The sequence below is a fragment of the Caulobacter sp. UNC358MFTsu5.1 genome, from assembly GCF_000712075.1.
GTDB lineage: Bacteria > Pseudomonadota > Alphaproteobacteria > Caulobacterales > Caulobacteraceae > Caulobacter.
This window is the reverse complement of the sequence record NZ_JONW01000010.1, coordinates 181854-204394: the sequence shown is the minus strand read 5'-3', so window position 1 is coordinate 204394 and position 22541 is coordinate 181854. Positions and strand designations below refer to the sequence as shown.

At 69.6% G+C, this 22541-nt stretch carries 22 protein-coding genes; 4 read left to right on the top strand and 18 right to left on the bottom strand.

What is annotated here, in order from left to right; all coding sequences use genetic code 11:
• Window positions 1-110 precede the first annotated feature (110 nt).
• The 3 genes from BR39_RS0120320 to BR39_RS0120310 form a co-directional block, all read right to left on the bottom strand.
• Window positions 111-1202, bottom strand: a complete 1092-nt coding sequence (locus BR39_RS0120320) for an NADH:flavin oxidoreductase (protein WP_029915597.1) — start codon at window positions 1200-1202, stop codon at window positions 111-113.
• 135 nt (window positions 1203-1337) lie between these two features.
• Window positions 1338-2549, bottom strand: coding sequence for an acyl-CoA dehydrogenase family protein (locus BR39_RS0120315; RefSeq protein WP_029915595.1), 1212 nt, complete (start codon window positions 2547-2549; stop codon window positions 1338-1340).
• 5 nt (window positions 2550-2554) lie between these two features.
• Window positions 2555-2845, bottom strand: a complete 291-nt coding sequence (locus BR39_RS0120310; RefSeq protein WP_029915593.1) for a putative quinol monooxygenase — start codon at window positions 2843-2845, stop codon at window positions 2555-2557.
• A 169-nt stretch (window positions 2846-3014) separates the two neighbouring features.
• Here BR39_RS0120310 and BR39_RS0120305 point away from each other — a divergent pair, with 169 nt between their 5' ends.
• Window positions 3015-4400 carry a serine hydrolase gene (locus BR39_RS0120305; protein ID WP_051695966.1) on the top strand — a complete coding sequence of 462 codons (1386 nt, stop codon included), beginning with the start codon at window positions 3015-3017 and terminating at the stop codon, window positions 4398-4400.
• A 7-nt stretch (window positions 4401-4407) separates the two neighbouring features.
• Here BR39_RS0120305 and BR39_RS0120300 read toward each other — a convergent pair whose 3' ends face one another.
• On the bottom strand, window positions 4408-4713 hold the full coding sequence (locus tag BR39_RS0120300) for a hypothetical protein (RefSeq protein WP_029915589.1): 306 nt from the start codon (window positions 4711-4713) through the stop codon (window positions 4408-4410).
• A 141-nt stretch (window positions 4714-4854) separates the two neighbouring features.
• Complete coding sequence (locus BR39_RS0120295; RefSeq protein ID WP_029915587.1) at window positions 4855-5550, bottom strand: DnaJ family molecular chaperone; 696 nt, start codon at window positions 5548-5550, stop codon at window positions 4855-4857.
• Window positions 5551-5921: 371 nt separating this feature from the next.
• On the opposite strand from BR39_RS0120295, the gene BR39_RS0120290 reads away from it, so the two are divergent.
• Entirely contained in the window at window positions 5922-6830 is a 909-nt protein-coding gene (locus tag BR39_RS0120290; protein ID WP_029915585.1) for a hypothetical protein, read from the top strand.
• A 40-nt stretch (window positions 6831-6870) separates the two neighbouring features.
• On the opposite strand, the gene BR39_RS0120285 is transcribed toward BR39_RS0120290, so the two are convergent.
• From BR39_RS0120285 to BR39_RS0120275, 3 genes are all read right to left on the bottom strand, one after another.
• Window positions 6871-8319, bottom strand: a complete 1449-nt coding sequence (locus BR39_RS0120285; protein WP_029915583.1) for a GH1 family beta-glucosidase — start codon at window positions 8317-8319, stop codon at window positions 6871-6873.
• A gap of 143 nt (window positions 8320-8462) precedes the next feature.
• The gene (locus BR39_RS0120280) at window positions 8463-10295 is read right to left on the bottom strand and encodes a DUF885 family protein (protein WP_029915581.1); all 1833 of its coding nucleotides are present in this window, start codon (window positions 10293-10295) and stop codon (window positions 8463-8465) included.
• An 85-nt stretch (window positions 10296-10380) separates the two neighbouring features.
• Window positions 10381-11121, bottom strand: a complete 741-nt coding sequence (locus BR39_RS0120275; RefSeq protein ID WP_029915579.1) for an SDR family oxidoreductase — start codon at window positions 11119-11121, stop codon at window positions 10381-10383.
• A 168-nt stretch (window positions 11122-11289) separates the two neighbouring features.
• On the opposite strand from BR39_RS0120275, the gene BR39_RS0120270 reads away from it, so the two are divergent.
• Window positions 11290-11853, top strand: a complete 564-nt coding sequence (locus BR39_RS0120270) for a TetR/AcrR family transcriptional regulator (protein ID WP_231499522.1) — start codon at window positions 11290-11292, stop codon at window positions 11851-11853.
• Window positions 11854-11874: 21 nt separating this feature from the next.
• On the opposite strand, the gene BR39_RS0120265 is transcribed toward BR39_RS0120270, so the two are convergent.
• Window positions 11875-12483 carry an FMN-dependent NADH-azoreductase gene (locus BR39_RS0120265; protein ID WP_029915575.1) on the bottom strand — a complete coding sequence of 203 codons (609 nt, stop codon included), beginning with the start codon at window positions 12481-12483 and terminating at the stop codon, window positions 11875-11877.
• A gap of 121 nt (window positions 12484-12604) precedes the next feature.
• Between BR39_RS0120265 and BR39_RS0120260 the strand changes: the two genes are divergently transcribed.
• Window positions 12605-13516, top strand: a complete 912-nt coding sequence (locus BR39_RS0120260; RefSeq protein WP_029915574.1) for a LysR family transcriptional regulator — start codon at window positions 12605-12607, stop codon at window positions 13514-13516.
• Window positions 13517-13624: 108 nt separating this feature from the next.
• Here the strand turns inward: BR39_RS0120260 and metH are convergent, their stop codons facing one another.
• The 9 genes from metH to BR39_RS0120215 all read right to left on the bottom strand — a co-directional run bounded on the left by metH (window position 13625) and on the right by BR39_RS0120215 (window position 22517).
• Window positions 13625-16294, bottom strand: coding sequence for a methionine synthase (gene metH / locus BR39_RS0120255; protein WP_051695964.1), 2670 nt, complete (start codon window positions 16292-16294; stop codon window positions 13625-13627).
• The gene (locus tag BR39_RS0120250) at window positions 16291-16692 is read right to left on the bottom strand and encodes a DUF4259 domain-containing protein (protein WP_029915570.1); all 402 of its coding nucleotides are present in this window, start codon (window positions 16690-16692) and stop codon (window positions 16291-16293) included. The genes metH and BR39_RS0120250 overlap by 4 nt, the downstream gene beginning before the upstream one ends.
• Window positions 16693-16694: 2 nt before the next feature.
• Window positions 16695-17699 carry an ATP-grasp domain-containing protein gene (locus tag BR39_RS0120245; RefSeq protein ID WP_029915568.1) on the bottom strand — a complete coding sequence of 335 codons (1005 nt, stop codon included), beginning with the start codon at window positions 17697-17699 and terminating at the stop codon, window positions 16695-16697.
• A gap of 3 nt (window positions 17700-17702) precedes the next feature.
• A complete protein-coding gene (locus tag BR39_RS0120240) occupies window positions 17703-18779 on the bottom strand; it encodes a homocysteine S-methyltransferase family protein (protein ID WP_029915566.1) in 1077 nt (358 codons plus the stop codon).
• 95 nt (window positions 18780-18874) lie between these two features.
• Window positions 18875-19732, bottom strand: a complete 858-nt coding sequence (gene blaCAU, locus BR39_RS0120235) for a CAU/MBL1b family subclass B3 metallo-beta-lactamase (protein WP_369795663.1) — start codon at window positions 19730-19732, stop codon at window positions 18875-18877.
• Window positions 19733-19746: 14 nt separating this feature from the next.
• Window positions 19747-20691: a methylenetetrahydrofolate reductase [NAD(P)H] gene (gene metF, locus BR39_RS0120230; RefSeq protein ID WP_029915562.1), complete on the bottom strand. Its 945-nt coding sequence runs from the start codon at window positions 20689-20691 to the stop codon at window positions 19747-19749.
• Entirely contained in the window at window positions 20688-21677 is a 990-nt protein-coding gene (locus tag BR39_RS0120225; RefSeq protein WP_029915560.1) for a metalloregulator ArsR/SmtB family transcription factor, read from the bottom strand. The genes metF and BR39_RS0120225 overlap by 4 nt, the downstream gene beginning before the upstream one ends.
• Window positions 21678-21774: 97 nt before the next feature.
• A complete protein-coding gene (locus BR39_RS0120220) occupies window positions 21775-22149 on the bottom strand; it encodes a VOC family protein (RefSeq protein ID WP_029915558.1) in 375 nt (124 codons plus the stop codon).
• Window positions 22150-22151: 2 nt separating this feature from the next.
• Window positions 22152-22517: a helix-turn-helix domain-containing protein gene (locus tag BR39_RS0120215; RefSeq protein WP_231499521.1), complete on the bottom strand. Its 366-nt coding sequence runs from the start codon at window positions 22515-22517 to the stop codon at window positions 22152-22154.
• Window positions 22518-22541: the final 24 nt, after the last annotated feature.

The window sequence follows — 22541 nt, the reverse complement described above, 5'->3', positions numbered from 1 at the left end:
GGGGAGGGTGGACGCGAAGCGGACGGGTGGGGCCTGCTGACTCATCAAGCCCCACTCGACCCTGGCTCCGCCAGGGCCACCCTCCCCACGAGGGGGAGGGAAAGCTCAGATCAGTACAGCACCCCCAGCGCCGAGCGCTCGAAGTTCTTCAGCTCGTCCGTCCGGCCCTCGTGGACCTTCACCACCCATTCGGGGTCCTGCAGGATCGCGCGGCCGACGCCCACGAGGTCGAACTCGTCGCGCTCCAGGCGTTCCAGCAGGCCGTCCAGCGAGGCCGGCTGGCTGCCTTCGCCGCCGAAGGCCGCGATGAATTCGCCCGACAGGCCCACCGAGCCCACCGTGATGGTCGGGGCGCCGGTCAGCTTCTTGGCCCAGCCGGCGAAGTTCAGGTCGCTGCCCTCGAACTCCGGCTCCCAGAAGCGGCGCTGGCTGCAATGGAAGATATCGGCCCCGGCGTCGGCCAGGGGCTGCAGCCAGGCCTCCAGCAGCTGGGGCGTCTCGGCGTTCTTGACCGCGTAGTCCTGCTGCTTCCACTGCGACAGGCGGATGATCACCGGATAGTCCGGGCCGACGGCGGCGCGGACGGCCTTCAGGATCTCGGCGGCGAACTTGCTGCGCTCGCCGATGGTGGGCCCGCCGAACACGTCGTCGCGGACGTTGGTGCCGTTCCAGAAGAACTGATCGATCAGGTAGCCGTGGGCGCCGTGCAGCTCGATGGCGTCGAAGCCCAGGGCCTTGGCGTTACGCGCGGCGTCGGCGAAGGCGGCGATGGTGTCGGCCACGTCCTCGTCGGTCATCGGCTCGGTGAACGGATTGCCGCCCGCCTTGGAGAGGCCCGAGGGGCTGTCGATCTTGCCCAGCACGTCCTTGCCCTTGGCCGAGCCCACGTGCCACAGCTGCGGCGCGATCAGGCCACCGGCCGCGTGCACCTCGTCGACCACCTTCTTCCAGGCCGCCAGCTCCTTCTCGCCATGGAAGCGCGGGATGTTGGCGTCGTTCAGCGAGGCCGGCCGGGCCACGCCCGTGCCCTCGGTGACGATCAGCCCGACCTGGTTCTCGGCGCGCCGGCGGTAGTAGGCGGCCACGTCGTCGGTGGCCACGCCGCCGGGCGAGAACGACCGCGTCATCGGGGCCATCACCACCCGGTTGGGCAGCTTCAGCGACTTGAATTCGAACGGCTTGAACAGGGCGTCGAGGGCCATGGGCGGCTCCGGAGAAAACAGTTGTTTGAAAGCTTATGCGGTGGGTTTCGTTTCAAGACCACGCAGAAAAACTGAAACCAAGTTTGGAGCCGCAAGACGCCCCCTCCGTCGGCTTCGCCGCCACGTCCCGCAGCGTCAGATCCCCAGCACCAGCTTGGTGATGATGTTCTTCTGGATCTCGCTGGAGCCCGCATAGATCGTGGTCTTGCGGTAGCTGAAATAGGCCGGGGCGACGGGGCCGGCGTAGTCGGGACCCGCGCGGCCGTCGTTGGTCGGGGCCCAGGTGTCGCGGACGAACGGCGCGGCGTAGCTTCCCACCGCCTCCAGGGCCAGTTCGGTGATCGCCTGCTGGGTTTCCGAACCGGCCAGCTTCAGCATCGACGAGGCCGAGCCCACCGTCTTGCCCGCCCCGCGCCCGGAGAAGATCCGCAGCTCGGTGGCGTTCAGCGACTCCACCGCGATCTCCAGCTCGGCGACCTTGCGGCGGAACTCCGGATCGTCGATCAGCGCCCCGCCGTCGTCGGCGCGCTCCAGGGCGGCCATCTTCTTGACCTTGCGCAGCATGTGCATCAGGCCCGGTGCGTAGGCGTTGCCACGCTCGAACTCCAGCAGGTACTTGGCGTAGGTCCAGCCCTTGTTCTCCTCGCCGATCCGGTTGGCGACCGGCACGCGGACATTGTCGAAGAAGACCTGGTTGATCTCCTGCTCGCCCTCGGCCGGGCCGTCCAGGGTGGGCAACGGCTTGATCTGGATGCCGGGCAGGGTCATCGGCAGCAGCAGGAAGCTGATCCCCTCCTGCGGCTTGCCCTCGGTCGAGGTGCGCACCAGGCAGAACATCCAGTCGGCCCACTGGGCGTGGGTGGTCCAGATCTTCGAGCCGTTCAGCACGTAGTCGTCGCCGTCTCGCTCGGCCTTCATCTGCAGGCTGGCCAGGTCCGAGCCCGAGCCAGGTTCGGAATAGCCCTGGCACCACCAGATGTCGGACGACAGGATCGGCGGCAGGTGCTGGGCCTTCTGTTCGGGCGTGCCGAACGCCATGATCACCGGCGCGCACATCTTCAGCCCCATCGGCGAGGGGTTGGGCGTGCCGGCCAGCGACAGCTCCATGTTGAAGATGTAGCGCTGCGACGGCGTGAAGCCCGCCCCGCCCAGCTCGACCGGCCAGTCGGGCGCGACCCAGCCCCGCTCGTACAGCTTCTTCTGCCACTTCACCTGGCCGGCCTTGTCGAGATAGCCGTTCTTCGACTGCGCCACCTTGCGGCGCAGGTCGTCGTCGAAGGCGGTGGCGATCCAGTCGCGGACCTCCTGCTGGAAGGCCAGATCCTCGGGCGAGAAGGCGAGATCCAAGGCCCCTACTCCACCGCGTCCAGATATTCGATCTCGGGAGCGCCGGCCATGAACGGCCCCATGGCCGCGCCGGCGGCCTTGAAATAGTCGGTCCCTCCGTGATGCTTGAGCGCATCCTTCGAGGCGTAGAGCTCCAGCACCTTGTAGACGCCGGCCTCGGCCCGGCTGCGGGTCAGCTGATAGACGAGGCAGCCCGGCTCGTTGGCCTTCACCTTGCTCTGCAGGTCCAGGAACACCTTCTCGAAGTCCGCCGCCTTGTCCGGTTGCACCTTCAGCACCGCCACCACGCCGATCATGTCGTCCTCCCGCGAACAGTTGTTTGAACCACTGTCCAGCAAGACGCCGCCGAGGGCAAGGGGCGCTCCCCGCGCGGCGCCGCTTGACAACCCAAGGTCGCGCCTATCGAAAATGGAGAAACCAGGGGGCCCCATGACATCGACGCGCCGAGACCACCTCCGCGGAGCCTTGGCGCTGGCCGCCGCGACGACCGTTCCGGTCGCCGCGTTCGCGGCCGACGCCCCGCCGATCGGCGTCTGGTCCGGGACGATGATCGCCGAAGGCCGCCCCTATCGTTCGAAGGTGACGGTGGCCGACGGGCGGGCGAGCCTGACCATCATCGACATGGGCGAGCTCACGATCGAGGCCAGCCGGTTCCAGTGGTCCGCCCCGACCCTGTCCGTCGAATGGAAGACCAACGACATCGCCTTCGAGGGCCGCCTTTCGGGTCCCGACGCGCTCGAGGGCGTCGTCACCCAGGACGGCCAATCCTATCCGATCAAGTTCAGGCGCGGCGACCTGTTCAAGGTGGACCGGACGGTGCTGGCGCCGGGGCCGCTCACGGCGGCCCGGCTGACGCAACTGCACGCGATCTCCGGCGCCCCGGCCTTCGGAGCGGGCTGGGCGTTCAAGGGCGGCCCGGACAACGTGCTGGTCGAAGGCCGGCGCTCGACGGAAGCGGCGATCCCGGTCGCCGCCTCGGACCAGTGGCATATCGGCTCGGACACCAAATCGATGACCGCCACCCTGGCCGCGCGGCTGGTCGAGGCGGGACAGATCGACTGGACCACCACCATCGCCCAGATCCTGGGTCCCCGCATCGGTTTCGACCCGGCCTACGGCCAGGCCAACCTGCTGCACCTGCTGTCGCACCGTTCCGGCCTGGCGCACGACGCGCCCGATCCCGACGCCCGGTTCAGCCGGCTGCCGCTGGCCGATCCGCGCGCCGAACGGCTGGCCTATGCGCAGGCGGCCCTGAAACCGCCGCCCCTGGCGGCGGTCGGCCAGGTCGAGAGCTACAGCAACGCCGGGTTCGTGGTCGCGGCGACCATGCTCGAGACTGTGACGGGCCGATCCTGGGAGCAGTTGATGCGCGAGCGGGTCTTCTCGCCCCTGGGCATGAAGAGCGCCGGCTTCGGCCCGCCCCAGGCCGGCCGCCCGCCTCGGCAGCCCCTGGGTCACGCCCGAGGCCTGGACGGCGCCCTGCATCCCGAGACCCGGCGCGACAAGGCCGACCTGCCCGTCGTCCTCGGCCCGGCCGGGCTGGCGCACGTCGGTCTCGGCGACCTGCTGACCTATCTGAAGGCCCATCGTGATCGCCCCGAGGCCTTCCTGAGCCGGGCGTCGTGGGAACGCCTGCAGACCCCGCCCTTCGGCGGCTACTCCGCCCTGGGCTGGGGCGTCGACGCCAACGGCAGCCTGGGTCACGTGGGGTCGAACGGCCTGTGGTGGGCGCACGTCTTCATCGACCGGCCGGCGGGCATGGTGTTCGCGGGCGTCCAGAACGCCGTCACGCCGGAGGCGCAGTCGGTGATGCAGCAGGCGTTGGAGGCGGCTCGGCTGAGCCGGGCCTAGGCGGGTCTCAGCGCCGCTCGTTCCAGCCGTAGGCCACCCAGGAGTGCCCGCCCATGTGGCGAGCTTCGATCAGGCCGGGATCGCCGCTGGGGGCGGCGGCGCGGGCGGAGGAGCGGCCGCGGAAGGCGAAGGCGGCCAAGCCCAGGAGCGCGGTGGCCATGAAGCCGATGACCACCAGGGTGGCGGCGAACACCACCGCGATCACGGCCGCGACGGCGACGGCGACCGAGGTGGCCACGGCGCCGGCCACAGTGGCCAGGCTGCGCCAAGCGATACCGGTAGCCTTGCCTGAAGAAGTGCCAACCGTCTCCATCGTCGTCCTCGCAGGCGTGCCCCGCCCTCGCAAATCAAGATGGGGCGCCACTCGTGAACGTCAACTGAACACCCAGCGGATCGTTCCGCAAAATGAATTCCGCTCTAACCACGGCGAAATGACGGCTTAGTTCGCGGCCAACTAGTTCGCGGGGAGGCCGGCCAGTTCGCGGCGCTCGCGCATCACCGTCGAGAAGGCGGCGTTGATCGCGGCCGACTTGGCCTCGGCCACCTCGATGAACTCCAGCGGCAGGCCGCGGGCCCGGGCCCGGTCGGGGTGGGCTTCCGACATGGCCGAGCGCCAGGCCTGGTGCACCACCGCGTCGTCGGCGTCGGCCGGCACGTCGAGGATCCGGTACGGGTCGTCCGGCTCGGTCCCCACGTGGGTGGCGGTCAAGCGGCGGAACGACAGGGGCGACATGCCGAACAGGTCGGCCACCCGCTCCAGATAGGCCAGCTCCTCCTGGGTCACCGCCCCATCGGCCTTGGCGATGTGGAACAGGCCGTCCAGCACGTCCTCGAGGATCTGCGGACACGTGCGGTAGCGCTTGGCCAGCCGCTTGGCGTAGCTCTCGAAGCCGTGCGTCGTCTGCCGCGCCAGGTCGTACAGGCGATGGATGTTGTTCTCCGACTCGGGGTCGGGGTGGAACACCTCGGCGAAGGCGGCGTACTCGTCGCCGTCGGCCGAGCCATCGGCCTTGGCCAGCTTGGCCCCCAGGGCCGTGACCGCCGTCGAGAAGGCTGGGTCCTGGCCCGGCAGGCCGGGCGGACATTCCTGGCACTCGGCCAGGTCCAGCCGCCGCGCGGCGAGGGTTGCGATGTTACGCCAGAAGGTCATGGCAGCGACGACAGTCCAGAAGCGTGGCGGAGTGATGACGGCGGAGGCACGTCCCCGCCTCTCAACGGACCACGCTCCCTTTTCGCCTTCTAGCACAAAAACGCCGCGCCCCCACCCGGTCCTTGCTGCGGCGCACATTGAAACTTTGTAACGTGTGGAAGAACGGGCAATCTTCGCAACGCTCGGCTGTACACAGGAATCTTTGCCGCAAGAGGGAGCTTTTTGGCTTATCCGTTCGTTATGGCGCCGCTTGGCCGACCGCGGTGCAAAACATCCGGGCGCCACGCTCCGGTCCCAATGAGGCCGGAAATGCTCTATTCGAACGCGACCGACTCTCTCGAGCGACGCCCTACAAGAGGACTTCCGCCCGCATGGCGACCGCCTTCCTTTTCGCCCTGGCCCTGATCGCCCAGGACGCTCCCGTCTCCACCGCGCCGGCTCCGACCGCTCCTCCGCCCCGCACCACCCCGGCCGCCACGCCGCCGACGGACGACTACGGCTATGTCGGCTGGTGCTATGGCGCGCTGGGCGGCTATGTCGAGCTGTACGACAAGGTGATGCCGGAAGTGACCCGCATCGAGAAGACCTTCCCCGGCCCGGACGGTTTCGCCGCGGCCATGAAGGAATATCCGGCCATGCGCGACCAGGCCAAGAAGGACCTGGTGGTCTACCGCTCGGCCATCGTCGCGGCCGAGAAGGCCAGCCCCCGTCCGATCTCGGAATACGGCGCGGCGGCGATCAAGAAGGGCCATTCGGTCTGGGCCGGCGCCGACCAGGTCGAGAAGGCCCGCCTGGCCCAGGTGTGGATGAGCTGGAGCCCGCCCGGCGACTGCGAGACCCGCGCCAAGGCCCTGGAGACCAAGTCCAACCTGTTCGGCCAGGCCCTGAACTACAACGTCAAGAAGGGAGCGCCCGCGCCCGCCGAAGCGCCCCCCGCTCCGGAAGCCCCGCCCGAGACCGCGCCCGAAGCCCCTCAGGCGGCCGAGCCCGAGGCTCCGGCGCCGGTCGCCGAGACCCCCGCGCCCGTGGCCGAAGCCCCGGCCAAGCCCGCCGCGACCAAGGCTTCGACGGCCAAGCCCGCCCCGAAACCGGCCACGACCAAGCCCGTCGCCAAGAAGCCGGCCGCGGACCTGCCGCCGATCGGCGCCAAGCCCGCCGCCATGCCGATCGCCGCCAGGGGCGAGATCATCATCGACCCCGCCGATCCCAAGCCCTGCGCCGGCACGCTGACGCCCGCCAAGCGTGGCGGCAAGAACGTGCTGATCTGCAAGGCGGACTGAACGATCGGGGACATGCGCCTGCGCATGTCCCCGGCCGCGTCTACGCCGTCGGCAACGTCCCCGTCGTCGCCACCTGCCTGAACCAGGCGTAAGACGCCTTGGGCGTGCGCACGCCCGTGGTCCGGTCCATCGCCACCAGGCCGAACTTCGACGTGTAGCCGATGTCCCACTCCCAATTGTCGATCAGGGTCCAGGTGAAGTAGCCGCCGATCCGCGAGCCGGACTCCATGGCGCTCTTCACCGCCTCCAGGTGGCGGCGCAGGTACTGGCTGCGGAAGCCGTCGTCGATCACCGCCGGGCCGTTGCCGAACGGGTCCGAACAGCCGTTCTCGGTGATCATCACCGGCGGGTTGCCGTAGTCGTCGCGGACCATCTTCAGCACCTCGGCCAGGCCAGACGGGTCGATCTGGCGGCCGAAGGCGTCCAGTTCCGCGCCCTTCGGCGGCGCGCCGGGCGCGATATGGCTGGGGCTGGCCAGGTCCAGCTTCACATAGGCCGGGGCGTAGTAGTTGACCCCCAGGAAGTCGATCGGCTGCCGGACGGTCTTCAGGTCGCCGTCGCGGACGTGCCCCTTGAGGAAGTCGTCCATCAGCCCCGGATAGGTCCCCTTCAGCAGCGGGTCCAGCCAGGCGCGGTTCCACAGGGCGTCCAGCCCGCTCGACGCCGGGCGGTTCCAGAACGCCGCCGCCCCGCCCGCCGGCCGGCAGGGCTGCAGCGCCTGGGTCGTGCCGATCTTGAGGTCGCCGTGGGCCGCCCGCAGGGCCTGGATCGCCAGCCCCTGCCCCAGGTTCATGTGGTGGGTGGTGGGACCCAGCAGGGCGATGTCCTTCAGCCCCGGCGCGTGCTCGCCCAGCACGTGGCCGAACACCGTGTGCACGGCCGGCTCGTTGAGGGTGATGAAGTGCTTGAGGCGGTCGCCCATGCGCCCGGCCACGGCGGCGGCGTAGTCGGCGAAGCTCTTGGCGGTGTCGCGCGCGCTCCAGCCGCCCTTGTCCTGCAGGGCCTGGGGCAGGTCCCAGTGGAACAGGGTGGCGTAGGGCGCGATCCCCTTGGCCAGGCACGCGTCGACCAGCCGCTCGTAGTGGTCCAGGCCCGCGGCGTTGACCGTGCCCGACCCGGTCGGCAGCACCCGCGACCAGGCCATCGAGAAGCGGAAGGCCTTCAGCCCCGCCCCGGCGATCAGATCGACGTCCTCGGCGTAGCGACGGTAGCTGTCGGTGGCGACGTCGGCGTTCGAGCCGTCCTTGATCTTGCCGGGCAGCTTCTCGAACGTGTCCCAGATGGTGGCGCCGCGTCCGTCGGCGGTGGGCGAGCCCTCGGTCTGGAAGGCCGCCGTGGCCACGCCCCAGACGAAGTCGCTGGGGAATTGCCGCGACTTGACGGTCGCCTCGGTCGGCCCGGCCCGCTCGCAGCCGCTCAGGCTCGCGGCGGCCGCCCCGCCCACGGCGAGCGCGCCCAGCGCCCGGCGGTTGATGCCCTTGTCGCCCACGTTCGCCCCCTTATGCCCGCCGGGGATCGAACGCCCCCGTGCGGGAAGAGGATGGGGGTAAATCGATAGCTTTGGCTAGCTCCCCCGGCATCCCCTGCTCCGCTCATCCCGGCGAATGCCGGGATGAGCGGGTTTATGGGGCCTTAAACCGCGCGCCTACCCGCGATGTACGTGTCGATCACGCCCTCCAGTTCGGTCAGCGGGACGTTGCCGCCCATCACCACCGCGTCGTCGAAGGTGCGCAGGTCGAAGCGGCCGCCCAGCGCCGCCTGGGCCTTGCTCCGCAGGCGGACGATCTCGCTGTGACCCACCTTGTAGCCGCAGGCCTGGCCCGGCCAGGCGCAGTAGCGGTCCACCTCGCCCTGCACCTCCTCGCGGGTCGAGCCGTTGGTGGTGACGAACCAGTCGATGGCCTGGTCGCGGGTCCAGCGCTTGGCGTGGATGCCCGTATCGACCACCAGGCGGCAGGCGCGGAAGGCGATGGACTGCAGATAGCCCAGCTGGCCCAGCGGATCGCCCTCGTAGACGCCCAGCTCGTCGGCCAGCTGCTCGGCGTACAGCGCCCAGCCTTCCGAATAGGCGTTGAAGGCCAGCAGCGAGCGCACCAGCGGCAGCTTGTAGGTGTACTCGCCCTGCCAGATGTGGCCCGGCAGGCCCTCGTGATAGGTCAGGGTCGGCAGGCCGTAGCGCGGCCACATGCCCGTGTCGCGCAGGTTGATGTAGTAGTTGCCGGGCACGGTCCCGTCGATCGAACCGGCCGCCGCATAGCCGCCCGGCGCGCCGTCCTGGATCTCGACCGGCACCCGCTTGATCAGCAGGTTGCCCGGCACCAGCGTCGCGAAGGCCTTGGGCAGGCGCGTGCGGATGTCGGCCACCCGGCCGTTCAGATAGGCCAGGATCTGGGCCCGGCCCTCGTCGGTGTTGGGGAACAGGTTCTCGGGCTTCTCGCCCAGCGCCTTCATCCGCGCGCCGACGCTGCCCTGGGTCAGGCCCTGGGCCTTCAGCAGACCGTCCATGCGGGCGAACAACGCCTTGAGCTGCTCCTGGCCCATCTGGTGGACCTCGTCGGGCGTCATGCGGCTGGTGGTGCCGGCCCGCAGCGCCCAGGCGTAGTAGGCCTCGCCGTTCGGCAGCTTCCAGGCGCCGGCGTCCGACGTGGCCTTGGCGCGGTGGGCCAGCAGCTCGGCGATCTGGCGGTCCATGGCCGGGGCGATCTTGCCCTCGACGATGGCGGCGGCGCGGCGGGCGTGGTCGCCCGGGATGTCCTTGGCCTTCTTGGCCAGGCCGGCGACCAGACCCCAGTCCGCGATCGGCTGGGCGCGGGCGCCCTTCTGCTGCTTCAGCGTCTTGTCCAGCAGGAAGTCCGGCGCGATCACGCCCTGGGCGCCGTCGTGCTTCAGGCGCGCCGTCTCGCCGTCCAGCTGGGCGGCGTAGAGCTCCAGGCGATGCAGGTAGGACTCGACGTCCGCCGCATTGGCCACGCCGTGCAGGCTGTCCAGGAAGTCCGGCGTCTCGACGAACGCCCCGGTGTTCTGGGCCACCACATACGGCGCGTTGCGGTACGACCACTGCGACGACAGGCCGATGGCGTCGCCATAGGGGAAGTCGAAACCCTCGACGGCCAGTTCGTGGGCGGTCTGGACCACGCCCAGGTCGAGCGCGGCGGCGGGGCTGAGGGTCTTGCGGTCAACCGCCTTCATCTTGGCCACCCGGGCCTTGGCGGCGGCGGCCAGCTTGGCCCGGCCCTCCAACGAGCGGTCGGTCAGACTGGACTTCAGGGCGGCGCGCTTGTCCTTGTCCAGACCCAGGGCCGAGGCGTTCTCGGGATATTCCCGCATCAGGTCCTCGGCGACCTGGGACAGCAGGGCCTCGGCGGCGGCGTCGCCGGATGCGGCGGCGAGGGCCTTGCCCGTCGTCCCCAGGGCCAGGGTGGCGGCGCCCAGCGCCAGAACGTCGCGTCGATTGAACTGGCTCATGCTGGGTCTCCCGGATTCGCCGGGAAACCTAGCCGAGTTCGACGGGGACGCACACTCGCCGAGCCTGCGTCCCCGTTTCGGTCGTTTAGGCGTTGACGCCGCCGTCGATGGTCAGGCCCGCGCCGTTGATGAACCGGCCTTCCGGGCCGGCCACGAAGGCCACCAGGGCGGCGATGTCCTCGGGCTTGCCGTATTCCGGGATCGCCATCTGGGCGCGCAGGCCGTCGGCCTGGGGTCCGCTGGCGGGGTTCATGTCGGTGTCGGTCGGACCCGGATGCACGACATTGACGGTGATCCCGCGCGGACCCAGGTCGCGGGCCAGGCCCTTGGTCCAGCCGACCAGGGCCGACTTGCTCATGGCGTACATGGAAATGCCGGGGGTGAAGACGCGCTCGGCCAGGCAGCTGCCGATCGAGATGATGCGGCCGCCCTGCGGCAGGTAACGGGCGGCGGCCTGCGAGGCCACGACCACGGCGCGGACGTTGACGGCCAGGATCGCGTCGATGTCGTCCAGGGTCAGGCCCTCGATCGGCCCGCCGCGCGCCAGGCCGGCGTTGTTGACCAGGATGTCCAGCCCGCCCAGCGCCGCCGCGGCGTCGTCCACCGCCTGGCGCACGGCGGCCGGATCGGCGGCGTCCGCCTTCAGGGCGACGGCCTTGCGGCCGAGGGCCTCTATGCTCCTGACCACTTCGGCGGCCTTGTCGGCCGACCGTTCGTAGGTGATCGCCACGTCGGCGCCGTCCTGGGCCAGGCGCAGGGCGATGGCCGCGCCGATGCCCCGACTGGCGCCGGTGACCAGGGCGCGCTTCCCGCTGAGATCGCTCATATCGATTCCTTTCTGTGTCGATCGATACAGAAATAGCTATGACCTTGTCGCCCCAGATCAAGGGCCTTATTTATCGATCGATACAGAATTCATGAAAGTTGCGATTTCACAATGGCGGAACGAGGACGACCGCGGGGTTTCGACCGCGACGCGGCCCTGGCGAGGGCGATGGAAGTGTTCTGGGCGCGCGGCTACGAGGGCGCGTCCATGAGCGAGCTGACGACCGCCATGGGCATCGCCTCGCCCAGCCTCTACGCGGCCTTCGGCTGCAAGGAGGCGCTGTTCGCCGAAGCCTTGGCCCTGTACGGGGCCACCGAAAACGAAGGGATCTGGGGCGGGCTGGAGACGGCCGCCACGGCGCGGGAGGCGTGCGAAGGCATGCTGACGGCCTCGGCCCGCGCCTTCACCCGGCCCGACAAGCCGCCGGGCTGCATGGTGGTGCTGTCGGCCCTGCCCGGCGGCGACGCCAACGGGGCCCTGCGCGAGGCGCTGGTGCGCGGCCGGGCCGGCGCGATCGATCTGCTGGAAGCCCGGCTCCGGCGGGGCCAGGTCGAGGGCGACGTGCCGGCCGGAACCGATGTCCGAGCCGTCGCCACCTATCTGGCCACCGTCCAGCAGGGCATGTCGATCCAGGCCCGGGACGGCGCGACCCGGGCGACCCTCGAGGGGATCGTCCGGGCCACGATGGCGGGATGGGACGGGCTGATGGACAGCCTCCGGACCGACGCCTGACGCGGGTCCGGAGCGCGACCTCTAGGCCGCCAGCTTCAGGATCTCGCCCTGGGCGGTTTCCAGCGACTTGCCGCGGGCTTCCTCGCCCAGGGCCACGCCCTCCGCGCGGATGAAGCGGATGTCGGTGACGCCCAGGAAACCGAACAGGCCCTTCAGATAGGTCTCCTGGTGGTCCATGACGGCGGCGGACGTGCCCTCGCCGTAATAGCCGCCGCGCGACGAGGCGATGATCACCGTCTTGCCGCCGGCCAGGCCCTCGGGGCCGTTCTCGGTATAGCGGAAGGTGCGGCCGGCCACGGCGACGCGGTCGATCCAGGCCTTCAGCTGGCTGGAGATCGAGAAATTGTACATCGGCGCGCCGATCACCACGATGTCGGCGGCCAGGAACTCGTCGATGGCGGCCTGGCCCGAGGCGATGTCGGCGGCGATCGCGGCGCTCTCCGGCGTCGCGCCCTGGCCGGCGGCCAGGTGGGCGCCCGTCAGGTGGTCCAGCGGCTGGGCGGCCAGGTCGCGATAGACGATGTCGAGACCGGTATGCTGGGCGGTCTGGGCGGCGACGATCGCGGCCGACAGCGTGCGGCTCACCGAGCCGGCGCCCAGGATGCTGGAATCGATGTGAAGCAGTTTCATGACCTTGGAACTCCGAAGCGCCCTATGGCGCGACGGGTGATTTAGGCCTTTCGAACCCAGCGCAGCAGCCTATATGATTGGATGATATCCATCGCCAGAACCGATGGATGAGGATCGATCGATGTTGGACGGCGTCACCCTCGACCAGATGCGCACCTTCCTGGCCGCCGCCGACGAGGGCAGCTTCTCGGCGGCCGGACGCAGGCTGGGCCGGGCCCAGTCGGTGGTCAGCCAGACCCTGGCCAACCTCGAGGGCCAGATCGGCGTGCGGCTGTTCGACCGCGCCGCCCGCCTACCCGTCCTGACCGAGGCCGGCCGGGCGCTGCTGGTCGAGGCGCGCGAGGTGGCCGGGCGCATGGACGCCTTCAAGGCCCGCGCCGCCAGCCTGGCCGGAGGGCTGGAGCCCGAGGTCTCGATCGTGGTCGACGTGCTGTTCCCGATGGTGGTGCTGACCCACGCCATCGGCGACTTCCAGCACCACTTCCCCGACACCACGTTGCGCATCCATGTCGAGGCCCTGGGCGCGGTGCTGGCGCCCGTGCTGGACGGCCGCTGCGCCTTCGGCGTGATGGGCTCGCTGCCCGACGCGCCGCCGGAACTGACGCGCGAGCGGCTGATCTCGCTGCGCATGGTGCAGGTGGCCGCCGCCGGCCATCCCCTGGCCGCCCTGCCCGGCCCGCTGAGCCCCGAGGACGTGGCGGGTCACATCCAGCTGGTGCTGACCGACCGTTCGAAGCTGACAGAAGGCCGGGAGTTCGGGGTGTTCTCGGCCCGCACCTGGCGGCTGGCCGACATGGGCGCCAAGCACGCCTTCCTGCGCGCGGGCCTGGGCTGGGGCGGCATGCCCTGGGATCGGGTCGAGGACGACATCGCCGCCGGCGACCTGGTCGAGCTGAAGATGCGCGACGCCCCGGCCGGCGGCTACATCATGCCCATGTACGCCGCCCATCGCGCCGACACACCGCCGGGTCCGGCGGGACGCTGGCTGATCGAGCGGCTGAAGGACACGGCGGAACGGTGTCCGGCGCCTTAGGCGGCCCAGCCCCCTCCGGCCCTTCGGGCCACCTCCCCCAAAGGGGGAGGATCTACACCGAGCAGATGCTCCCCCTCTTGGGGAGCTGTCGCGGAGCGACTGAGGGGGTTACGCCGCCTCGCCTCGCGCCCGAGCGGCCGGGTCATAGTTGAGGATCGGCGACAGCCACTTCTCGGCCAGGGCCAGGTCCCAGCCCTTGCGGCGGGCATAGTCCGCGACCTGGTCGAGATCGACCTTGCCGACGCCGAAATAGTGGCTCTGCGGGTGGCTGAAATAGAAGCCCGAGACCGCCGCGCCGGGGCTCATGGCGTAGCTCTCGGTCAGGATCATGCCGGTGGCCGCCTCGGCGTCCAGCAGCTTGAACAGCGTGCCCTTCTCGGTGTGGTCGGGCTGGGCCGGATAGCCGGGCGCCGGGCGGATGCCCTGGTACTTCTCGGCGATCATCACGTCGACGTCCTCGCACTCGTCGGCGGCGTAGCCCCACAGCTCGACGCGGGCCTTGTAGTGCAGCCACTCGGCGAAGGCCTCGGCCAGGCGGTCGGCCAGGGCCGAGGCCATGATGGCGCTGTAGTCGTCGCCGGCGTCCTTGAACTTCTTGACGATCTCGTCCTCGCCGTGGCCGGCGGTGACGGCGAAGCCGCCCATGTAGTCGGCGCCCTGCCCCACCGGCGCGACGAAGTCGGCCAGGGCCAGGTTGGCCTTGCCCTCGGACTTGTCCATCTGCTGGCGCAGGGTGAACAGGCGGGTCAGCTCGGTCGAGCGGGTTTCATCTGTATAGAGAACGATGTCGTCGCCGTCGGCCTGGGCCGGCCAGAAGCCGACCACGCCCTTGGCCCCGAACCACTTCTCGGCCACCACCTTGTCGAGCATGGCGCGGGCGTCGCGATAGAGGTCGGTGGCGGCCTGACCGACGACGTCGTCCTCCAGGATCTGCGGGAAGCGGCCGATCAGCTCCCAGCTGGCGAAGAACGGCGACCAGTCGATGAACGGGACCAGCTCCTCCAGCGACGGCTCGAAGGTCCGCGCGCCGATGAAGGCCGGCTTGGGCGGGACGTAGCCGGCCCAGTCGATGACGTACTTGCGCTTGCGGGCCTCGTCGATCGCCGTGCGGGCCTTGACCGTCTGGCCGCGGGCGTACTGCTCGCGCACCTTCACGTACTCGGCCCGGGTCTCGGCGATCACCCGGTCGCGCTCGTTCGCCGACAGCAGGTTGGAGACCACGCCCACCGCCCGGCTGGCGTCCAGCACGTAGGTGGTCGGACCGGCGCGATAGGCCGGCTCGATCTTGACCGCCGTGTGGGTGCGGCTGGTGGTGGCGCCGCCGATCAGCAGCGGCATGGTGAAGCCCTGGCGCTCCATCTCGGCGGCCACGAACACCATCTCGTCCAGCGACGGGGTGATCAGGCCCGACAGGCCGATCATGTCGACCTTGTGCTTGCGGGCCTCGTCGAGGATGCGGTCGGCCGGGACCATCACGCCCAGGTCGATGACCTCGTAGTTGTTACACTGCAGCACGACGCCGACGATGTTCTTGCCGATGTCGTGGACATCGCCCTTGACGGTGGCCATCAGCACCTTGCCGGCCTGCTCGCGCGGCTTGCCGGCCTTCTCGGCCTCCATGAACGGCTCGAGCCAGGCCACGGCCTGCTTCATAACGCGGGCCGACTTCACCACCTGGGGCAGGAACATCTTGCCCGAGCCGAACAGGTCGCCGACCACGTTCATGCCGTCCATCAGGTGGCCTTCGATCACGTGCAGCGGACGCTCGACCGACAGGCGGGCTTCCTCCGTGTCCTGATCGATATAGTCGGTGATGCCGTTGACCAGGGCGTGGGTGATGCGCTCGTTCACCGTGCCGTTGCGCCATTCCAGGTTGGCGGTCTGGACCTGGCTCTTGTCGCCCTTGTAGCGCGGGGCCATGTCGACCAGGCGCTCGGTGTTGGAGACGTTGGTCCGCTGCGGGCGGTTGAGGATCACGTCCTCGACGGCCTCGCGCAGTTCGGGGTCCAGGGTGTCGTAGACCGGCAGGTCGCCGGCGTTGACGATGCCCATGTCCATGCCCGCCTCGATGGCGTGGTACAGGAACACCGAGTGGATCGCGCGACGCACCGGCTCGTTGCCGCGGAAGCTGAACGACACGTTCGACACCCCGCCCGAGATGCGGGCGTAGGGACAGCGCTTCTTGATCTCGCGCGTGCCCTCGATGAAGTCGACGGCGTAGTTGTCATGCTCCTCGATCCCGGTCGCCACGGCGAAGATGTTGGGGTCGAAGATGATGTCTTCCGGCGGGAAGCCCACCTTGTCGACCAGGATGTTGTAGGCCTTCTCGCAGATCTCGATCTTGCGGGCGGCGGTGTCGGCCTGACCGACCTCGTCGAAGGCCATGACCACCACGGCCGCGCCGTAGCGCAGGCACAGCTGGGCCTGTTCGATGAACTTGGCCTCGCCCTCCTTCATCGAGATCGAGTTGACGATGGCCTTGCCCTGCACGCACTTCAGACCGGCCTCGATCACCTCCCACTTGGAGCTGTCGATCATCACCGGCACCCGCGCGATGTCGGGCTCGGCCGCCATCAGGTTCAGGAAGGTGATCATGGCCTGCTTGGAGTCCAGCAGGCCCTCGTCCATGTTGACGTCGATGACCTGGGCCCCGGCTTCCACCTGCTGGCGGGCCACGGACAGGGCGGCGGCGTAGTCGCCCTCGACGACCAGCTTCTTGAACTTGGCCGAGCCGGTGACGTTGGTGCGCTCACCGATATTGACGAAGACAGGTCTCATTGGGCTTTGCTCAAGGTCGATTGCAGGGCGGCGATCTGGGTGAGCCACGCGTCGTGGCCGTCACCCTCCTGCCAGAGTTCGTCGAGTTCGGAAGCCGGGGCCACCACGCGGGCCAGGGCCGACCGCGCCAGGGCGACCGAGCCTTCCGGCGGCGCGCCGAGGGCGGCTTTCAGCTCGCGGTGATTGTCGGGAAGGATCGTCGCCTCGCCGACCGCGGCCGCGACGATGGCGGCGGCGGCCACGGCGATCTGGCCCTCGGGGGCCTCCAAATAGCCCGCCGTCTTGGAGACGTGGTCGAGCGCCTGCGTGATCGTGCGCCAGCCGGGCGCCTCGGCCAGGTCTTCGATGAAGTCCAGCGCGTCGTCGTTGTCGAAAGGTCCGTGGGCCCAGGCGCTCATGGTCAGGCCGCCCCTTCGCTGACGCGTTTGGCGCGCGCGACCGCCAGGGCGATCTGGCCGTCCAGGAAGTCGCGGAACGCGATCCCCTGGGCCTTCAGCGACTTGGGATACAGCGAGGCGGCCGTCATGCCCGGCAGGGTGTTGATCTCCAGGAAGATCGGGCCGTTGGGGCTGACGATGAAGTCGCTGCGCGAATAGCCGCCGGCGCCCACGGTCTTGTGGGCCTTCAGGGCGGCGTCCTGCATGGCGGCGTTGATCTGCGGCGCGAAGGTGGCCGGGCAGATCTCTTCCGTCGTCTTGGCCAGGTACTTGCCGACATAGTCGAAGGCGCCGTCGGCCGGGCGGATTTCGACCGGCGGCAGGGCGAAGACCTCGCCGTCCTGCTCCAGCACCCCGCAGGTGGCCTCGAAGCCGGTCACGAAGGGCTCGATCACATAGGCCTCGCGCGCGGCGGCGGCCCGAAGCGCGTCCAGGTCGGCGGCCTGGCTGACGAAGATCAGGCCGTAGCTGGAGCCGTCGGCCACCGGCTTGGCGACCAGCTTGCCGTACTGGGCCAGCGCGGCTTCCGCATCGGCCAGCTCGACCGTCGAGGGGGCGACGACCCCGGCCTTGGCCACGGCGGCCTTGGTGGCGATCTTGTCGAAGGCCAGGCGGCTGGACTTGCTGTCCGAGCCGGTGAAGGCCACGCCCCGCGCCTCGCAGAGGGCCGCCAGGTCGCCGTTCTCGGCCGCGCCGCCGTGCATGCCCAGGAACAGCACGCGGTCCTCGGCCTTGGCCTTGTCGAGCGCGGCCTCGATGCCGCCGATCGGCGCGCCTTCGGTCGGCAGGTCGATCTCGAACGGCCGCTCATGGCCCTGCAGCACCGCGTCGCTGGCGATGTAGACCTGGTCGTCGGGCGCCCAGAACCACAGGTCGGCCTCGGGCAGCGCCTTGGCCAGAGCCTTGGCGCTGGCCACCGAGACCAGGCGCTCGCGGCTCATGCCGCCGAAGAGAAGAGTGGTGCGCATCTCTTAAGCCAGCTCGAACGGTTCCAGGCCCGCCAAGCGCATGGCCTTGGGACGCTCGGGGATGGCCCGGGGCTTCACGCCGCGCACCTCGTCGGCCACATGGCGGATGTGGTCGGGGGTGGTGCCGCAGCAGCCGCCCAGGATGTTGACGATGCCGTCCTTGGCCCACTCGTGCAGCTGGTGGCCGGTCTGGTGCGGCTCCTCGTCGTACTCGCCCATGGCGTTGGGCAGGCCGGCGTTCGGATAGGCGGCGACCAGGGTGTCGGCGATGCGGGCCATCTCGGCGATGTGCGGGCGCATCAGGTCGGCGCCCAGGGCGCAGTTGAAGCCCACGGCGAACGGCTTGCAGTGCTTGATCGAGTTCCAGAACGCCTCGGCCGTCTGGCCCGACAGGGTGCGGCCCGAGCGGTCGGTGATGGTGCCGCTGATCCAGATCGGCAGCTCCTCGTGGCCCTCGTCGCGCAGGTCCAGGATCGCCTTGATCGCGGCCTTGCAGTTCAGCGTGTCGGTGATGGTCTCGATCAGGAAGAGGTCCACCCCGCCCTCGTAGAGCGCCGCCACCTGCTCGCGATAGGCCTGGTAGACCTGGTCGAAGGTCACCTTGCGCGCGCCGGGGTCGTTCACGTCCGACGACATCGACAGCATCACGTTCAGCGGGCCGATCGAGCCGGCGATGAACTTCGGCGTGGCCGGGTTCTCGGCGTTCCAGCGGTCGGCCACCGAACGGCCGATGCGCGCGCCCTCGAAGTTGATGTCGCGTACGGTGACGGCGTCCAGGCCGTAGTCGGCCTGGGCGATGGTGGTGCCCGAGAAGGTGTTGGTTTCGGAGATGTCGGCGCCGGCGGCGAAATAGGCGTCGTGCAGCTCGGCCACCAGGTCTGGCCGGGTCAGGCACAGGATGTCGTTGTTGCCCTTCATCTGGCCGTCGTAGTCGGCGAAGCGCTCGGCGCGATAGTCGGCCTCGGACAGCTTCTTCTTCTGGAACATCACGCCCCACGAGCCGTCGAGGATCAGGATGCGGTCCTTGGCGGCGGCCTTCAGCGCGGCGATGCGTCCAGCTCGGGTGGTGAGATCGGTCATGGTCGGCTCCTGCCGGAGGGGGAGTCCGGCGTTCGGGGGTCTTTCTAGCGCTTCGCGAGGAAGCGGAACTCAAATCTGCCGGCGCGGGGCCGGCGTCACGGTTTGCGGGCGGCCTGCTGCTCGGCCAGCGCCTTGTCGAAGGCCGCCTCCGAGGTGGTGGCGTAGCGGGCCAGTTCGGTGGGATCGACGAAGGCGTTGACGTCGCCGCTCAGCATCTTCCTGCGCTTGGCCAGCAGGTTCCCCTGCTCCTCGTGGCTGGGCAGCATCACGTCGGTGGGCAGGGCCTTCAGCGCCGCGAAGGTGGCGCGGTAGTCGGCGACGATGGTCTTGTAGGTCTTGTTGCCCACCAGCACGTTGCCGGCCACCGAGGTCGAGCAGTTGAAGGTCACGTTCAGCGGCCGGTCGCGGTCGACCACCTGGGTGGTCCAGGTGGTGCAGCCGATCGTGTGGCCGGGCGTCAGGTGGGCGATCAGGGTGATCTCGCCCAGCTTCAGCTTCTGGCCGTCGCCGAACGCCTTGTCGACCTTCACGGCCGGGAACGGCGTCAGGCCGTTGTCGTTGTCGCCGAAGTGCTGGCCCTTCTCGAGCGCCGGCTCGTCGGGGCGCGAGGCCCAGACCTTGGCGCCGGTGTCGGCCTTCAACTGGGCCAGGCCGCCCGCGTGGTCGTAGTGGGCGTGGGTGTTGATCAGGATCTTCACGTCCGAGAGCTTGAAGCCCAGGGCCTGGATGTTGGCCTCGATCAGCTTGGCCCCGGCGGCCGACGGCCCGCTGTCGAGCAGCACGTGGCCCTCGGACGACGAGATCAGCCAGGCCGACAGGCCTTCGGAACCGACATAGTAGATGTTGCCGACCACCCGGTAGGGGCGGATCGGCTTGGTCCAGTTGGCCGGATCGTCGGCGTGCGCCGTCGTCCCGGCGACGCAGGTCGCCAGGGTCAGGGCCGCCAGGAGGATCGAGGCCGCCCGTTTCACGCCGCGGCCTCCGACGCCGTGGGCGCGGTTTCGCGCACGCCCAGCACGCGGCAGATCGCATAGACCAGGTCGGCCCGGTTCAGGGTGTAGAAGTGGAAGTCGCTGAAGCCCTGCTCCTGCAGCTTGGCGCACATCTCGGCGGCCACCGAGCAGGCGATCAGGCGGCGGGTGTCGGCGTCCTCGTCCAGGCCGTCGAACAGGTTGGCCAGCCAGCCCGGCACCGCCGTCTGGCAGGCGGCCGACATCTTCACCAGACCCTTGAAGTTGGTCACCGGCATGATGCCCGGCACGATCGGGATGGTGATCCCGGCCTTGCGGACCTTGTCCACGAACCGCAGGAAGGCGTCGGTGTCGAAGAAGAACTGGCTGATCGCCAGGGTGGCCCCGGCGTCGACCTTGGCCTTCAGGACCTCGACGTCGTGATCCAGCGACGGGCTCTCGGGATGCTTCTCGGGATAGACCCCGACCAGCACGTCGAACGGCGCGATGCCCTTGATCGCCGAGGTCAGCTCGGTGGCGTTCTTGTAGCCGTCCTCGCGGGGCACATAGACGCCGCCGATGCCGCCCTCGCCCGGAGGCGGGTCGCCGCGCAGCGACACGATGTGGCGCACGCCCGTCTCCCAATACTCGCGGATCACCTCGTCGACCTCGTCGCGGCTGGCGCCGACGCAGGTCAGGTGGGCGGCGGGCTTCAGGGTCGTCTCTTCGAGGATGCGCTTGACGGTGCGGTGCGTGCGCTCGCGCGTCGAGCCGCCGGCCCCGTAGGTCACCGAGACGAAGGCCGGGTCCAGCGGGGCCAGGCGCTTGATCGCCGCCCACAGGTTCTCTTCCATCGCTTCCGTCTTCGGCGGGAAGAACTCGAACGAGACGCGCGGGCGGTCGGTGCGCTCGCCGGCGCGGGCGACCGGACCCAGGACGCGGCGGGGAGTAGGAACGGTCATGCGGCGCTTCTTTCAGCGTTCTTGGCGGCGGTTCGGGTCACCGGACGGCGGGCCGTCCAGATCTTGACGGTCAACCCCTCGGCGGAGGTCGGCGGCAGGGCGATGTTGGCGTCCAGGACCAGGCCGGTGGCCTCGATCCAGGGGATGATCTCGGCGTCGGCGAAGCCCAGGCGGCGATGCTGGTGGCTCTCGCGCAGGGATTCGTGGTCGTGCGGCGCGAAGTCGGCGATCAGCAGCAGGCCGCCGTCGGCCACCAGGCGCGCGGCCTCGGCCACGGCCGCGGCGGGGTCGCCCAGATAGTGCAGCACCTGGTGGACGGTCACCAGGTCGGCGCAGCCGCCCGGCAGGCCGGTGGCGAAGATGTCACCGTGGCGCAGTTCGCACCGCGCCAGGCCCGCCTTGGCCACCTCGTCGCGGGCGATGTTCAGCATCTGCTGCGACAGGTCCAGGCCCAGGGCCATCCCCGCGCGGTTGCCGAACAGGGTCAGCATGCGGCCCGCGCCCGCGCCCAGGTCGACCATCTCGTCGAAGGGCCCCTCGCCCGCCGCCTGCAGGATGGCGGCCTCGACCTCGGCCTCGTCGACGTAGAGCGAACGGATCTCGTTCCAGCGCGCGGCGTTGCGGGCGAAATAGGCCTGGGCGCCGGCCGTGCGCTCGGCGCGCACCAGGGCCAGACGTTCGGCGTCGCCCTGGACGACGGGGTCGTGCGGATCGATCAGGTCGAGGGCCTGATCGATCACGGCGCGGCCGGGCGACTTCAGGGCCAGGCGATAGAAGACCCAGGCGCCGTCGGGAAACCGCTCGACCAGCCCGGCCTCGGCCAAAAGCTTCAGGTGACGCGAGACGCGGGGCTGGCTCTGGTCGAGGATCCGGCACAGCTCCAGCACCGACAACTCCTCGGCCGCCAGCAGGGCCAGCACGCGCAGGCGGGTCGATTCCCCCGCCGCGCGCAGCAGATCCACGACCTGTTCGGACGACACCTTCATAGGGGATATAAAGATATCTTTATGTCCGATTTGGCAAGCTAAATCCGATCCCGCGACGGCGAGACGCGACGCGGCTCAAGCGGACCGGCGCGGCAAACTATGCCTCGGCGGAAGGCTTTGACGGCTGCCAGAGCTCGATTTTGACCCCGGCCGGATCGATCATCCAGGCGAACTTCCCCATGCCTTCGTCGTCCTGCCGCCCGGTCGGCTCCACGCCCTCGGACGCCGCGCGGGCCAGCACCCCGTCCAGGTCGTCGACGATGAAGTTGATCATGAACCCGGCCTGGGACGGCTCGAAGTAGCGCGTCGCGGCGTCGAACGGCGCCCAGGTGACCGCCCCCACCTTGGGATGCTGGAACATCGCACCCCAATCCGACACCTCCAGGCCCAGCACCCGGGCGTACCAGCCCCGCAGCGCGGCCGGATCCTCGGCCTTGAAGAACACCCCGCCCAGTCCCAGGACCTTCGCCATCCTCAGCCTCCCAGTTCGTCCGCCCAGGCCTGCGACCAGGCCATCAGCGGCCAGAGGGCCTCGATCAGCGCCGCCCCGCGCGGGCTGAGACGATAGCCGTCCTCGGCCGACACGATATCAGCGGCGCGCAGTTCCGCCAGACGGGTGTTGAGCGTGCCGGGCGGCAGCTCGGCCGCCGCCTGCAGGGCGCGGAAGGTCAGGACCCGCCCCTCGCGCAGCTCCCAGACGATCCGCAGCGCCCCGCGCCGGCCCAGCAGGTCCAGCGCCGCCATGATCGGCTTGCCGGTCGTCGAGCCGCGAACGGCGCGCCCCGGCAGAGGCGCCTCCAGGGGCGCTTCATTTTTTGTAGCAATATCGCGATCCGTCATGATACAAATTTTGTAGCATGGAGG

Bases quoted from the DNA above. Each gene is read 5' to 3' on its own strand.
- BR39_RS0120310 (WP_029915593.1), bottom strand. From the start codon at position 2,845: ATGATCGGCGTGGTGGCGGTGCTGAAGGTGCAACCGGACAAGGCGGCG.
- BR39_RS0120320 (WP_029915597.1), bottom strand. From the start codon at position 1,202: ATGGCCCTCGACGCCCTGTTCAAGCCGTTCGAATTCAAGTCGCTGAAG.
- BR39_RS0120240 (WP_029915566.1), bottom strand. From the start codon at position 18,779: ATGACCGATCTCACCACCCGAGCTGGACGCATCGCCGCGCTGAAGGCC.
- BR39_RS0120275 (WP_029915579.1), bottom strand. From the start codon at position 11,121: ATGAGCGATCTCAGCGGGAAGCGCGCCCTGGTCACCGGCGCCAGTCGG.
- BR39_RS0120260 (WP_029915574.1), top strand. From the start codon at position 12,605: ATGTTGGACGGCGTCACCCTCGACCAGATGCGCACCTTCCTGGCCGCC.
- BR39_RS0120280 (WP_029915581.1), bottom strand. From the start codon at position 10,295: ATGAGCCAGTTCAATCGACGCGACGTTCTGGCGCTGGGCGCCGCCACC.
- BR39_RS0120220 (WP_029915558.1), bottom strand. From the start codon at position 22,149: ATGGCGAAGGTCCTGGGACTGGGCGGGGTGTTCTTCAAGGCCGAGGAT.
- BR39_RS0120300 (WP_029915589.1), bottom strand. From the start codon at position 4,713: ATGGAGACGGTTGGCACTTCTTCAGGCAAGGCTACCGGTATCGCTTGG.
- BR39_RS0120295 (WP_029915587.1), bottom strand. From the start codon at position 5,550: ATGACCTTCTGGCGTAACATCGCAACCCTCGCCGCGCGGCGGCTGGAC.
- BR39_RS0120290 (WP_029915585.1), top strand. From the start codon at position 5,922: ATGGCGACCGCCTTCCTTTTCGCCCTGGCCCTGATCGCCCAGGACGCT.
- BR39_RS0120245 (WP_029915568.1), bottom strand. From the start codon at position 17,699: ATGCGCACCACTCTTCTCTTCGGCGGCATGAGCCGCGAGCGCCTGGTC.
- metF (WP_029915562.1), bottom strand. From the start codon at position 20,691: ATGACCGTTCCTACTCCCCGCCGCGTCCTGGGTCCGGTCGCCCGCGCC.
- BR39_RS0120265 (WP_029915575.1), bottom strand. From the start codon at position 12,483: ATGAAACTGCTTCACATCGATTCCAGCATCCTGGGCGCCGGCTCGGTG.
- BR39_RS0120270 (WP_231499522.1), top strand. From the start codon at position 11,290: ATGGAAGTGTTCTGGGCGCGCGGCTACGAGGGCGCGTCCATGAGCGAG.
- BR39_RS0120225 (WP_029915560.1), bottom strand. From the start codon at position 21,677: ATGAAGGTGTCGTCCGAACAGGTCGTGGATCTGCTGCGCGCGGCGGGG.
- BR39_RS0120215 (WP_231499521.1), bottom strand. From the start codon at position 22,517: ATGACGGATCGCGATATTGCTACAAAAAATGAAGCGCCCCTGGAGGCG.
- metH (WP_051695964.1), bottom strand. From the start codon at position 16,294: ATGAGACCTGTCTTCGTCAATATCGGTGAGCGCACCAACGTCACCGGC.
- BR39_RS0120250 (WP_029915570.1), bottom strand. From the start codon at position 16,692: ATGAGCGCCTGGGCCCACGGACCTTTCGACAACGACGACGCGCTGGAC.